Here is a 13220-nt window from a genome sequence, read left to right as displayed (position 1 = left end):
ACTGCTTAGATTTATCTAAAGGTTGTTCTTCTGGGATTAAGCCAAACTTAGCGATACGCTATAGATGTTAGACACAACATGACTGATTTGTTGTGCCATAGACCAAACTGGTACTGTGCGGTGACAAGGATTGCAATTGATAGCGAAAGTTATCAAGTCTTCAGGGAACCAAGTCCGTTCATTTGTGACTACTGAGCATTACTAAAATATCCATCTATACTGGATGGGTGGCGAAGTAGTTAACTATTTGAATATATTGATCGGAGATAGAAATGAGCGATTTAAAAGCAGCAGCTCTACGTGCACTTAAACTTATGGACCTAACGACGCTAAATGATGACGATACTACTGAAAAAGTAGTGGCGCTTTGTCATGACGCGAAGACTGCAGTTGGTAACACCGCTGCAATCTGTATTTACCCTCGCTTCATCCCAGCCGCTAAGAAGGCGTTGCGTGAGCAAGGTACTCCAGAAGTACGCATCGCGACTGTAACTAACTTCCCTCATGGTAATGACGACATCGAAATTGCTGTTGCAGAAACGAAGGCAGCGGTAGCGTACGGCGCAGACGAAGTTGACGTAGTATTCCCATACCGTGCTCTTATTGCTGGCAACGAAGAAGTTGGCTTTGAGCTAGTTAAGCAATGTAAAGCCGCTTGTGGTGACATCACGCTTAAAGTGATCATCGAAACTGGTGAGCTAAAAGAAGAAGCACTTATCAAGAAAGCTTCTCAGATCTGTATCGAAGCAGGTGCAGACTTCATCAAAACTTCAACAGGTAAAGTGCCAGTAAACGCGACTCCTGAGTTCGCGCGCATGATGCTTGAAGTTATTCGTGACATGGGCGTGGCTAAAACTGTTGGTTTCAAACCAGCTGGTGGCGTACGTACAGCTGAAGATGCTCAAGCTTACCTAGCAATGGCTGATGAGCTACTAGGCGCTGAGTGGGCAGACAACATGCACTACCGTTTTGGTGCTTCAAGCCTATTGACTAACCTTCTTAATACATTAGAAGTGACAGACGAAACTGCTGATCCAGCAGCATACTAATTTACCCATTCGGGTATATAAAAATTAAGTCTGTTTGATGGAGTGGCGTTAAGTCACTCCATATTACCTCTTTCCCTACACACCATACTCACTAGAGTTTGGGAGGCACTAATGTATCTACCTCAAGAAATTATTCGCAGAAAACGTGATAACGAAGTACTGACCACGGAAGAAATTAACTTTTTCATCCAAGGTGTCGCTAAAAACACGGTTTCTGAAGGCCAAATTGCCGCATTCGCAATGGCTATCTTTTTTAATGAAATGACGATGCCAGAACGTATCGCACTAACATGTGCAATGCGTGATTCAGGCATGGTGATTGACTGGAGCCACATGAACTTTGATGGCCCAATCGTTGATAAACACTCCACTGGTGGTGTTGGCGACGTAACTTCTTTGATGCTTGGCCCTATGGTGGCAGCATGTGGCGGTTTCGTTCCAATGATCTCTGGTCGTGGTTTAGGCCACACTGGCGGTACGCTAGACAAGCTAGAATCTATCCCTGGTTACAACATTACACCAACCAACGATGTGTTTGGTGCCGTAACCAAAGAAGCTGGCGTGGCGATCATCGGCCAAACGGGCGACCTAGCACCGGCTGACAAGCGTGTTTACGCGACTCGTGATATCACAGCAACAGTAGATAACATCTCGCTAATCACCGCTTCAATCCTATCGAAGAAACTGGCTGCTGGCCTTGATTCTCTAGTGATGGACGTAAAAGTCGGTTCGGGCGCATTCATGCCAACGTATGAAGCTTCTGAAGAACTAGCAAAATCTATCGTTGCAGTAGCAAACGGTGCAGGCACTAAAACAACAGCAATCCTAACGGACATGAACCAAGTTCTGGCTTCTTCAGCGGGTAACGCAGTTGAAGTCCGTGAAGCGGTTCAATTCCTAACTGGTGAATACCGTAACCCACGTTTGTTGGAAATCACGCTAGCATCGTGTGCGGAAATGTTGGTGCTGGGTAACCTAGCAAAAGATTCAGATGAAGCGCGTGAAAAACTGATGGCAGTACTGGATAACGGTAAAGCAGCAGAGTGCTTCGGTAAGATGGTAGCGGGCCTTGGTGGTCCAGTAGATTTCGTAACGAACTACGATAACTACCTAGAAAAAGCAGAAATTGTTAAACCAGTGTACGCACTCGAAAGCGGTGTAGTATCAGCGATGGATACGCGTGCAATTGGTATGGCTGTCGTTGGTATGGGCGGTGGTCGCCGCGTAGCAACAGACAGCATTGATTACGCAGTCGGTTTTGATAGCTTCATTCGCCTTGGCGAAGTAGCAAGCGATGATAAACCATTAGCAATGATTCATGCTCGCAATGAACAACAGTGGCAAGAAGCTGCGACGGCATTACAAAATGCAATCACTGTGGGCGGAGAATATACAGCAACGCCAGATGTTTACCGTCAGATTCGTTCTGAAGACGTGTAAATAACAGATATCGGTATACCTCGTGTATACCGATAAACAGAGTTCTGGTGCAAAGAGCAATAAGTTGGTGAAGAAAATGAAAAGAGCATTTATTTTAGTTTTAGATTCATTCGGTATCGGTGAAACAGCGGATGCTGACACATTCGGCGATGTAGGTTCGGATACAATGGGTCACATTGCTGACCATTGTGATCAAGGCCTTGCAGATAACGCGGATCGTAAAGGTCCACTAACGCTGCCAAACCTGTCTAAGCTAGGTTTAGCGATGGCTCACAAAGAGTCTACAGGTCGCTTTGCTCCTGGTATGGACGCAGACGCTGAGATCATTGGCGCTTACGGTCACGCGGCTGAGCTGTCTTCTGGTAAAGACACGCCATCAGGTCACTGGGAAATCGCAGGTGTGCCGGTATTGTTTGACTGGGGCTACTTCACCGACAAAGAGAACAGCTTTCCAAAAGAACTGACGGATCGCATCCTTGAGCGTGCTGGTCTATCTGACTTCTTAGGTAACTGCCACTCATCGGGTACAGAAATCCTAGATAACCTAGGTGAAGAACACATGAAGACTGGCCTGCCAATCTTCTACACTTCTGCAGACTCTGTTTTCCAGATCGCATGTCATGAAGAGACATTCGGCCTACAAAACCTATTAGATCTTTGTCAGATTGCTCGTGAAGAGCTAGCTGACTACAATATTGGTCGTGTTATCGCTCGTCCGTTTATTGGCGCAGGTAAAGGTCAATTCGAACGTACTGGTAACCGTCGTGACCTTTCTGTTGAGCCACCAGCGGCGACGGTACTTCAGAAACTGGTTGATGAGAAGGGCGGCAACGTTCACTCAATCGGCAAAATCTCTGACATCTACGCAGGTTGTGGGATCACTCAGAAAACCAAAGCAACAGGTATTCCAGCGCTATTTGAAGCAACCAAAGAAGCGATCACTGAAGCGGGCGACAACACTATCGTGTTCACTAACTTCGTTGATTTCGACTCAGCATACGGCCACCGTCGTGATGTTGCCGGTTACGCAGCTGCGCTTGAGTACTTCGATGGCCGTATCAATGAAATCATCGATATGATGAAAGAAGATGACGTGCTTATCCTAACTGCAGACCACGGTTGTGACCCAACATGGCCGGGTTCAGACCATACTCGTGAACATATCCCTGTGATTGTTTACGGTAACAAGGTTCCAGCAGGCTCTCTAGGCCGTCGTGATACCTTCGCTGATATCGGTCAAAGCTTAGCGTCATACTTTGGCACATCGCCAATGGGATACGGTACAAGCTTTCTGTAATGGTTAACTAAGAGAGAGGGAAACCTCTCTCTTCTTTTTTTGTTTTGAGATTAAGGATATTTTCAATGGCTACTCCACATATTAATGCTGAAATGGGTGATTTCGCTGACGTAGTTCTAATGCCAGGCGATCCGCTACGCGCTAAATACATCGCTGAAACTTTCTTAGAAGAAGTGGTTCAGGTGTGTGATGTTCGTAATATGTTTGGTTACACGGGTACTTACAAAGGTCGTAAGGTTTCGGTTATGGGGCACGGTATGGGCATTCCATCTTGTTCTATTTACGCGACTGAGCTGATCAAAGACTTTGGTGTGAAAAAGATCATTCGTGTCGGCAGTTGTGGTGCAGTGAGTGAAGATATCAAAGTGCGTGATGTGGTGATTGGCATGGGCGCGTGTACTGACTCAAAAGTGAACCGTATTCGCTTTAAAGGCCATGACTTCGCGGCTATTGCGGATTACAAAATGGTGCGTGCGGCAGAAGATGCAGCAAAAGCGCGTGGTGTAGACGTAAAAGTGGGCAACCTGTTCTCAGCGGAGTTGTTCTACACGCCAGATCCCGAGATGTTTGAGGTGATGGATAAGTACGGCATTGTTGGCGTCGAGATGGAAGCTGCAGGTATCTATGGTGTGTGTGCTGAATACGGCGCAAAAGCTCTGACTATTTGTACTGTTTCTGATCACATCAAAACTGGTGAGCAAACCACATCAGATGAGCGTCAAACGACCTTCAACGACATGATGGTTATCGCACTAGACTCTGTGCTTCTTGGTGATCAAGAGTAAGAGTTACTTTGTGGTTTAAGTTGTTTCTAGCTCTCGAATAAATATAGCTAGCCAAATTAACAGATAACAAAAAGCCCCGTCGCTGCCTGAGCGTCGGGGCTTTTTATTGGTAATGATGTATTACTGAGCGCTATTTCTTGGATTCTGAAGGCTATGTGATTTCAATCGAAATAATTCATCTTGCCTAATCCGAGGTTTTTTTTCGTGATTCCAAGACCCAAGACCCAAGACCCAAGACCCAAGACCCTATGACAAAGCTTATGAGTTTGCATTCTTAAGTAGCAAGTTCTCACCAGACTTGGTTTTTCTTCTACGAATGAGCATGACAAACAGCACGCCACTGACAAACCCCATCAACACCATGCCGATCATGTAGCGATCACTTTTACGATAATGGTGATCAGAAATCGCCGTCATCTTACCCGTTTCAAAGGTCACACGAATGAATCCAATGATCGCTTTCTCTGGAGAGTAGATAGGTTCAACTAATTGCTGTCTGCCGATACTTGCTGTTGAAAGTGGCGTGTCTAAGCCTAGAACTTCGCGTACTGAGAGTGCTTTTTCACTCGAAGCCAGTCGAATCCCCTCTGCATCGTATATCGTGGTATCGAATACCAAGCGATCCTGAGACAGCTGATTGGTGAGATCAAGCAGTCGCTCTTGGTCTTGCTGTGTGATCGCTTTACTGGCAGAAAGTGATGCCTGAGAGATAAGCAACTTAGTCAGCGTTTCTAGCTGCTTTGCTTGGATCTTCTCGTTACCTTTACTGATCACGACTGTATTTTTAATCGTTACAACGAACATAGTAGCCAGCAAAATGAGGGCTAGCATTCGTAAAGCGTTACGTATTGAGAACAATGATTCATTCATGTTTCACGAAGCCTGAAATAAACAAATGTTATGATTAAGACATATTGAGACTTGCGTTTTCAAATTGCAATAGGTTAACGTTTAGCATAGTTAATTAGGAATCATACACATGGACGCTCAGAAATATCTGCCGATTAAAAGGCATACAACATTATTAACTCGACTCCCCGAGACTCGTTTCGCTTCTCAACTCGCTAAAGCCAAAGCCAACTGGATTGTATTCGGTGAGTATCTATCACCACAATCATTCGATGACATCGATTTTTTCACAGGCACTTACAACACCATTCTTGATACGTGGAAGGTAGGGCATTATGAAGTGGCTTTGATGTCAGGCAACCTAACACCAGCACACGAAGAAATCCTACAGGCCTTAAAGCTTGATTATGCTTGCCTTAGCGAGGTCCCAGACCTATCTAAGCCAGGTTTGATTGTAATGGATATGGATTCCACAGCGATTCAAATTGAATGTATCGATGAGATTGCAAAGCTAGCTGGAGTGGGGGAATTAGTCTCTGAAATCACCGAGCGAGCAATGCAAGGTGAGCTCGACTTTGAACAGAGCCTACGTCAACGAGTAGGCGCACTGAAAGGTGCGGATGAATCTATTTTGGAGCAAGTGCGTCAATCATTGCCATTCATGCCAGACTTGGTTGAGCTAGTGAATACTCTGAATAAGCTTGGTTGGAAGACGGCAATTGCTTCAGGTGGCTTTACTTACTTCTCTGACTATCTGAAAGATACGCTTGATCTTGACCACGCTCAGTCAAACACGCTTGAAATCATTAATGGTAAATTGACGGGTGAAGTCTTAGGCGATGTTGTTTCGGCGCAGACTAAAGCAGATATCTTGGTAGAGTTAGCTGAAGAGTACGAATTGGAACTGCATAACACTGTTGCCGTTGGTGATGGTGCTAATGACTTGGTTATGATGGGCTCTGCAGGTTTAGGCATCGCCTACCATGCGAAGCCAAAAGTAGAGCAACAAGCTCAAACTGCTGTGCGTTATGCCGGTTTAGGCGGGGTACTTTGCATCTTGTCGGGTGTGTTAGCTAAGCAGCAAAAAATCAGCTGGCAAGCGAAGCCTTAGTCATATTTAGGGCGGTATAACGAGTACAAAAAAGCAGGCTATCAGCCTGCTTTTTCTATTTCATGTTCAAGTTAAGACGCCGCTGTAGTCTAGCGTGTCAGCTCCAATCGAATCAACACTTCATCGGTAATATCTTCTATCTCACCATAACCAATAAAAGCCGTGACCTCATTCTCTAGCTTCTTAGCTTGGTGCATGCTGATGCGTGAGAGCTCTTCTAAATCAGACTGGAATAAACTCGTTAGCGGATTAAAAATAGGTGCAGTAGTGACTCGTAGTACATACACGTCACCTAAATGCTGAGCTTTCTTGATGAATAAGATGCGTTCCTTTGCCGAGGCGAAGTCTTTGACCAACTTCGTGTGTACGGATTGGATCTTGTCGCCAAACTTAACCGCAGCAATATAGACGTCATGGTGTTTAGGTTCAGCACCTTCAATTCTTTTCAGTGGTTCAGCCAACAGCGAGTTAGAGTGCCCTTTGAAAATAGGTTCGAGTGAGAACTTTTGGTTGTGGCCAAGCTTAGCGAGCAGTGCTAAGTGTTTATTCAGAGGGAAGTTTACGCCAATGATCTTACAACGCAGTGTTGAGCCCGGTTTATCAATGAATATTGGGTTGCTGACCATCTTGCTCAGCAAAATGTTGTGTAGAGACTCGAGCAGAGAATGTGTTGGCAGTATCTCTTTCTTCTTAATCAACTTGCTTTGGTTTTGATCGATAAGCCCATTGAGAAAGGCGATAGTACGCATTGTCTTCGTGTTCTCGGCGATAACCAACTGCACGTTGCGACCATTCGGGCTGACTCGAATCACGTGGTAAGGCACGGTGCTTAATGGCAGGTTTTTGTCGTAGAGCTGCAGTTCATTGAAGTTTACTAATACCGGGTCATTAATCTTGAGTACCATCGGATGCTCAAGAGCAATGCTGAGTCCACGTTTTGAGATATCTAAGGTATGTCCGTTAGCCGCGGCGCCATCTTGTGAGGTGAGCTGTAACGGTGACTTAAATTGATACCTCGGTTCTTTACGACGAGTTTGAGAGTCGAAGTAGATACTTTGAATGTTCCCCACTACAGAACGCGGATGACGGAAGCGGTTCAGTTCACTGCTTGGAATGCGCGGTTTTTCACTCAATAGATAGTCAGCCGCACTTTCGTGATCGCCAATCTCTTGCAAGATTCCACAATGCGTCAGTTGTGCTGAGCTTTGAGCTAACGTATCCGAGTGCTTGGCTAAGGCTTGTCGCTCGGTGTCTGAAAGTTCGAACACCGAGAACTTGAACGCCTTCCAGCTTTTACGTTTCCCACCGATGTGCCAGAACAACTGTCTTTGCTCTCGAGAGGCTTCAGGAAGCATCATTGAGTAGAACAAGGTCTTGTCTTGATGCTCATGAGTAAACGAGTAAATAACGTTACTGGTTCCCTTTACGCCAGGTTTAGCCAGCAAGTTCATTCGTTGTTCGTTGAACAGGGTACCCAATGCTTGTTGGTTTCGCTCATCGTGCCAGTATTGCCACAGCGGATGGTTGTTATCCGTAAGTAGAGCAAGCTTTAGCTCACTGCCGCTAAAGAAAAGAGGAAGATTACAGGTGTGCTTGAGATAGGTGTGTTCGATACCTCGAGTACGAGTTCGAATGATTCTATCTTGATTCTCATGGCTGGTTTTCTTGCTTGAGCTATTCAAAGACTCATCAAGCAAGCGGGCTACAATATTGTTATTGCTTACCTTGATGGTTCTTAAAAATTTGACGGCGTTATTCTCGTAAGACTCATCAATGCCCAGAACGCGGAATTCGACCGCTTGGTAAACATCGTTTTCTTGCGACTTTTCGATAAGCTCTGTGAACTTAACGCTGATGATCTCACCGAGGTTGTACTTAAAGGCGCTCGGTACCTTGAATTTTGCACCCGACGGGGAGATATCAACCGTCACACCATGTAGGCTTTGGCCTTTAGATGTGGTGATCTCAACCTGTGAACTAATCTTGAGTCTGTTTTCTTGACGCTTTAAGTCGTAACCGAGGTTAATGGCTTCCGCTTCATATGGGCTATTAGCGTTAGTGAGATCTTGATTATGTTGAGACGAGGTTTTAACGATATTACGAAGTGGCTGAGTTCGCGGAGTCATCACTAACTCCCACGCGCCCTCTGTATAGCCTTTAAACTTTTTAGTACCACGTTGATACGCGTTCAAAGCAATATCATCAAGCCAGTGTTTACGACCATCTAACGTAAATTGACGGCATTCAGTGTCAATACGTCCGCGTAAATCAATGCTCTTTGTGCACGGAGCCATGATACGATTCAGTTCCATTTTAACGAGCAATTTCAGAGACGGGGATTCACCTTCTGTCATTTGAGAAAGAAGGAAGTCGAAATCCTCAGCGTGGTAGGCTGGGATGAGTCGCTCTGCTACAGATAGAATTTCAGATTGCTGCATACTTTTCTTGTTAGAATGGACGGTACGTTTATGTTATCGACTAGTTTAAATCGATCTTTAAGTATAAGTGGTATGACTGCAACTTTTATTTTCACCCGTACGGTCAAATAAGTCACAAATTGACAACATCATTGTGTAACTGAGTAAATTATTGAGGTTTTATGGCAAAGGCAAAACGAGCTTATGTGTGTAATGACTGTGGTGCTGACTTTCCACGTTGGCAGGGGCAGTGCAATGCATGTGGTGCTTGGAACACGATTACCGAAGTTAGGTTAGCGGCTTCACCTCAAGTTGCGCGTAATGAACGACTCAGTGGTGGTTATGCAGGTGGGGCAACAGAATCGAGCGTTCAGACATTATCGGAAATTAACCTGCAAGAAGTCCCTCGCTTTAGCAGTGGTTTCAAAGAACTCGACCGCGTGCTCGGTGGTGGTGTCGTACCTGGCGCTGCAATTCTGATTGGTGGTAACCCAGGTGCCGGTAAATCAACGCTGTTATTGCAGACCATGTGTCAGCTCTCTTCTCAGTTGCCAACACTTTATGTCACAGGTGAAGAATCACTGCAACAAGTCGCGATGCGAGCCTCTCGACTCGGTTTACCGAAAGAACATCTCAAAATGCTCTCTGAAACCAATGTTGATAAGATCTGTCAGATTGCCGAAAAAGAGCAACCTAAGATCATGGTTATCGACTCAATCCAAGTTATGCATGTCGCTGATGTTCAATCGTCTCCGGGCAGTGTGGCGCAGGTGCGCGAATCGGCAACAGCATTAACGCGCTATGCGAAACAGAACAACGTTGCGGTGTTCTTGGTGGGACACGTAACTAAAGACGGCACATTAGCGGGGCCAAAAGTACTGGAACACATTATTGACTGTTCCGTGCTGTTAGATGGCGGAACCGATAGCCGCTTTAGAACGCTGCGCAGTCACAAGAACCGTTTTGGTGCGGTCAATGAGTTAGGTGTGTTTGCAATGACAGGCCAAGGCCTGAAAGAAGTCAGCAACCCATCGGCTATTTTCTTGTCTCGCGGCGAAGAAGAAACCTCGGGCAGTTCGGTCATGGTTGTGTGGGAAGGGACACGTCCGCTTCTTGTTGAAATCCAAGCGCTGGTGGACTATTCCCAGCTCGCTAATCCACGTCGTGTTGCTGTTGGTCTAGAGCAAAATAGGCTTTCACTGTTATTAGCCGTGCTGCATAAACATGGCGGCCTACAAATGGCTGACCAAGATGTGTTTGTGAATGTCGTCGGTGGTGTTAAAGTAACCGAAACCAGTGCCGATCTCGCATTGGTGATGGCACTACTTTCTAGTTTCAGAGACCGCGCATTACCAAAAGATGTGGTGGTTTTTGGCGAAGTAGGCCTAGCTGGTGAGATTCGACCTGTACCGAGCGGGCAAGAGCGCTTAAATGAGGCATTTAAACATGGCTTTAAGAGAGCGATTGTTCCGGCGGCCAACATGCCTAAAGGGGGTATTCCAGGAATGCAGATCCATGGCGTGAAAAAATTATCAGAAGCAATTAATGCTTTTGATGAGTTGTAATTGAGCTCACTTCAGCTACTCTATACAGCAGAAATTCAGTCTAACTTAAACGCTATTTTCGCTTTAAGTTAGCACTAAACTTAACAATCATTTAGATTGTTTCTACAGATTGCCTTTTTCTATATGTTAGAAAAAGGCAAAGTTTTTTAGTCCCAAATGCATGCAAAGCTATCAGTCTTCACAGATTGTGATATACTCTGCGCGCATTTTATATCCTATTAACAGAGTAAGACAATGGCAGATTTATCGAAATACAGAAACATTGGTATTTTCGCGCACGTTGATGCGGGTAAAACAACTACCACTGAGCGTATCCTTAAGCTAACTGGTCAGATCCACAAGACTGGTGAAGTACATGATGGCGAATCAACTACTGACTTCATGGAACAGGAAGCTGAGCGCGGAATTACTATCCAATCAGCAGCTGTAAGCTGTTTCTGGAACGGTCACCGTCTAAACGTTATCGATACTCCTGGACACGTTGACTTCACAGTTGAAGTATACCGTTCTCTTAAAGTACTTGATGGCGGTATCGGTGTATTCTGTGGTTCTGGTGGTGTTGAACCACAATCAGAAACTAACTGGCGCTACGCTAACGAATCAGAAGTATCTCGTCTGATCTTCGTTAACAAACTAGACCGTATGGGTGCAGATTTCTACAACGTTGTTGACCAAGTTAAAAACGTTCTAGGTGCAACTCCTCTAGTTATGGTTCTACCAATCGGCCGCGAAGATGAATTCGTGGGTGTTGTAGACCTTCTAAGCCGTAAAGCATACGTTTGGGATGACACTGGTCTTCCTGAAAACTACGAAATTCTAGATGTTCCTGCGGACATGGTAGATGACGTAGAGCAATACCGTGAAGAGCTAATCGAAACTGCTGTAGAGCAAGACGATGACCTAATGGAAGCTTACATGGAAGGTGAAGAGCCTTCTATCGAAGACATCAAGCGTTGTATCCGTAAAGGTACTCGTGACCTAGCGTTCTTCCCAACTTACTGTGGTTCTGCATTCAAGAACAAGGGTGTTCAAATCATTCTTGACGCTGTTGTAGATTACCTACCTTCTCCAACTGAAGTTGATCCTCAACCTCTAATGGACGAGAACGGCGAAGAAACTGGCAACCACGCTATCGTTTCTACTGAAGAAACGTTTAAAGCGCTTGCATTCAAAATCATGGATGACCGTTTCGGTGCTCTAACTTTCGTTCGTATTTACTCTGGTAAATTGAACAAAGGCGACACGATTCTTAACTCATTCACAGGTAAAACTGAGCGTGTTGGCCGTATGGTTGAGATGCAAGCTGATGACCGTAACGAACTAACTAGCGCACAAGCTGGTGACATCATTGCGATCGTTGGTATGAAGAACGTGCAAACAGGTCACACTCTATGTGATCCTAAAGATCAAGTAACGCTTGAGCCAATGGTATTCCCAACTCCAGTAATCTCTATCGCTGTATCTCCAAAAGATAAAGGCGGTTCTGAGAAAATGGGTATCGCTATCGGTAAAATGGTTGCAGAAGATCCATCTTTCCAAGTTGAAACTGACGAAGAAACTGGCGAAACTATCCTGAAAGGTATGGGTGAGCTTCACCTAGACATCAAGGTAGATATCCTTAAGCGTACTTACGGCGTTGACCTAACAGTTGGTGCTCCTCAAGTTGCTTACCGTGAAACTATCACTCAAGCAATTGAAGATAGCTACACGCATAAGAAACAGTCTGGTGGTTCTGGTCAATTCGGTAAGATCGATTACCGTATCAAGCCTGGCGAACCTGGTTCTGGCTTTACGTTCTCTTCAAAAGTTGTTGGCGGTAACGTACCTAAAGAATTCTGGCCTGCTGTTGAGAAAGGCTTTGGTGGCATGATGGAAAACGGCGTACTAGCTGGCTTCCCTACGCTAGACGTTGAAGTTGAACTTTACGATGGTGGTTTCCACGCAGTCGATTCATCTGCAATCGCATTTGAAATCGCAGCGAAAGGTGCATTCCGTCAATCTATGCCTAAAGCTGGCGCGCAACTTCTTGAGCCAATCATGAACGTTGACGTATTTACTCCAGAAGATCACGTTGGTGATGTTATCGGTGACCTTAACCGTCGTCGTGGCATGATCAAAGATCAACAAGCTGGCGTAACTGGCGTTCGTATTAAAGCTGACGTACCACTTTCAGAAATGTTTGGTTACATCGGTCACCTACGTACAATTACTTCAGGCCGTGGCCAATTCTCTATGGAATTTGCACAGTACTCTCCATGTCCAATGAACGTGGCAGAAGAAGTAATCGCTAAAGTTAAAGCAGAAAAAGAAGCTGGTAAGTAATTAGCTCTTTTCTAAATTAACTAAAAAAGCCCCGCAAGTGAAAGCTTGCGGGGCTTTTTGTTATCTTACTCTTGGAAGACTAAGACTAAGACTAAGACTAAGACTAAGACTAAGACTAAGACTAAGACTTAAGAGTTCTGTTTTAGCTCAATGTAAATCGACTCAACCTTCACTCGAGCCCAGTCTGTTTTACGCAAAAACTTTAAGCTAGATTTAATGCTTGGGTCTTTTTTAAAGCAGTTGATATTCACCATATAACTCAACTCTTCCCAACCGTAATGCTCAACCAATTCAGTCAGTAGCTTCTGCAGTGTTATGCCGTGAAGCGGGTTATTTTCTTGTGTCATGAGATGTTCTCGCCATTTATTTGAGCTCAGTATACCAG

At 45.1% G+C, this 13220-nt stretch carries 10 protein-coding genes; 7 read left to right on the top strand and 3 right to left on the bottom strand.

Annotated features, from left to right (window positions below; translation table 11 throughout):
* The first annotated feature begins 272 nt into the window (after nucleotides 1–272).
* From deoC to deoD, 4 genes are all read left to right on the top strand, one after another.
* The gene (deoC, locus tag M4S28_RS14275; RefSeq protein ID WP_017080007.1) at nucleotides 273–1049 is read left to right on the top strand and encodes a deoxyribose-phosphate aldolase; all 777 of its coding nucleotides are present in this window, start codon (nucleotides 273–275) and stop codon (nucleotides 1047–1049) included.
* A gap of 111 nt (nucleotides 1050–1160) precedes the next feature.
* Entirely contained in the window at nucleotides 1161–2489 is a 1329-nt protein-coding gene (gene deoA, locus M4S28_RS14270) for a thymidine phosphorylase (RefSeq protein WP_026012373.1), read from the top strand.
* A gap of 76 nt (nucleotides 2490–2565) precedes the next feature.
* Nucleotides 2566–3786 carry a phosphopentomutase gene (locus tag M4S28_RS14265; RefSeq protein WP_029224167.1) on the top strand — a complete coding sequence of 407 codons (1221 nt, stop codon included), beginning with the start codon at nucleotides 2566–2568 and terminating at the stop codon, nucleotides 3784–3786.
* A 65-nt stretch (nucleotides 3787–3851) separates the two neighbouring features.
* Nucleotides 3852–4571, top strand: coding sequence for a purine-nucleoside phosphorylase (gene deoD, locus M4S28_RS14260; RefSeq protein WP_004734474.1), 720 nt, complete (start codon nucleotides 3852–3854; stop codon nucleotides 4569–4571).
* Between the two features lie 258 nt (nucleotides 4572–4829).
* Here deoD and M4S28_RS14255 read toward each other — a convergent pair whose 3' ends face one another.
* Complete coding sequence (locus M4S28_RS14255; protein ID WP_017080011.1) at nucleotides 4830–5441, bottom strand: YtjB family periplasmic protein; 612 nt, start codon at nucleotides 5439–5441, stop codon at nucleotides 4830–4832.
* 109 nt (nucleotides 5442–5550) lie between these two features.
* On the opposite strand from M4S28_RS14255, the gene serB reads away from it, so the two are divergent.
* Nucleotides 5551–6531, top strand: coding sequence for a phosphoserine phosphatase (gene serB / locus M4S28_RS14250; protein ID WP_004734472.1), 981 nt, complete (start codon nucleotides 5551–5553; stop codon nucleotides 6529–6531).
* Between the two features lie 89 nt (nucleotides 6532–6620).
* Here serB and M4S28_RS14245 read toward each other — a convergent pair whose 3' ends face one another.
* Nucleotides 6621–8969 (bottom strand): PilZ domain-containing protein, encoded by a 2349-nt coding sequence (locus tag M4S28_RS14245; protein WP_004734471.1) that lies wholly within the window; start codon nucleotides 8967–8969, stop codon nucleotides 6621–6623.
* A 161-nt stretch (nucleotides 8970–9130) separates the two neighbouring features.
* Here M4S28_RS14245 and radA point away from each other — a divergent pair, with 161 nt between their 5' ends.
* Nucleotides 9131–10513 carry a DNA repair protein RadA gene (gene radA / locus M4S28_RS14240; RefSeq protein WP_054541846.1) on the top strand — a complete coding sequence of 461 codons (1383 nt, stop codon included), beginning with the start codon at nucleotides 9131–9133 and terminating at the stop codon, nucleotides 10511–10513.
* A 234-nt stretch (nucleotides 10514–10747) separates the two neighbouring features.
* Nucleotides 10748–12835: an elongation factor G gene (fusA, locus tag M4S28_RS14235; protein ID WP_004734469.1), complete on the top strand. Its 2088-nt coding sequence runs from the start codon at nucleotides 10748–10750 to the stop codon at nucleotides 12833–12835.
* 128 nt (nucleotides 12836–12963) lie between these two features.
* Here the strand turns inward: fusA and M4S28_RS14230 are convergent, their stop codons facing one another.
* The gene (locus M4S28_RS14230) at nucleotides 12964–13182 is read right to left on the bottom strand and encodes a VF530 family protein (RefSeq protein WP_054547529.1); all 219 of its coding nucleotides are present in this window, start codon (nucleotides 13180–13182) and stop codon (nucleotides 12964–12966) included.
* Nucleotides 13183–13220 lie beyond the last annotated feature (38 nt).

It is taken from the genome of Vibrio sp. J383, from assembly GCF_023503985.1.
Lineage (GTDB): Bacteria > Pseudomonadota > Gammaproteobacteria > Enterobacterales > Vibrionaceae > Vibrio > Vibrio splendidus.
The sequence above is the reverse complement of the archived record's forward strand: the minus strand, read 5'-3'. Positions and strand labels throughout refer to the sequence as shown.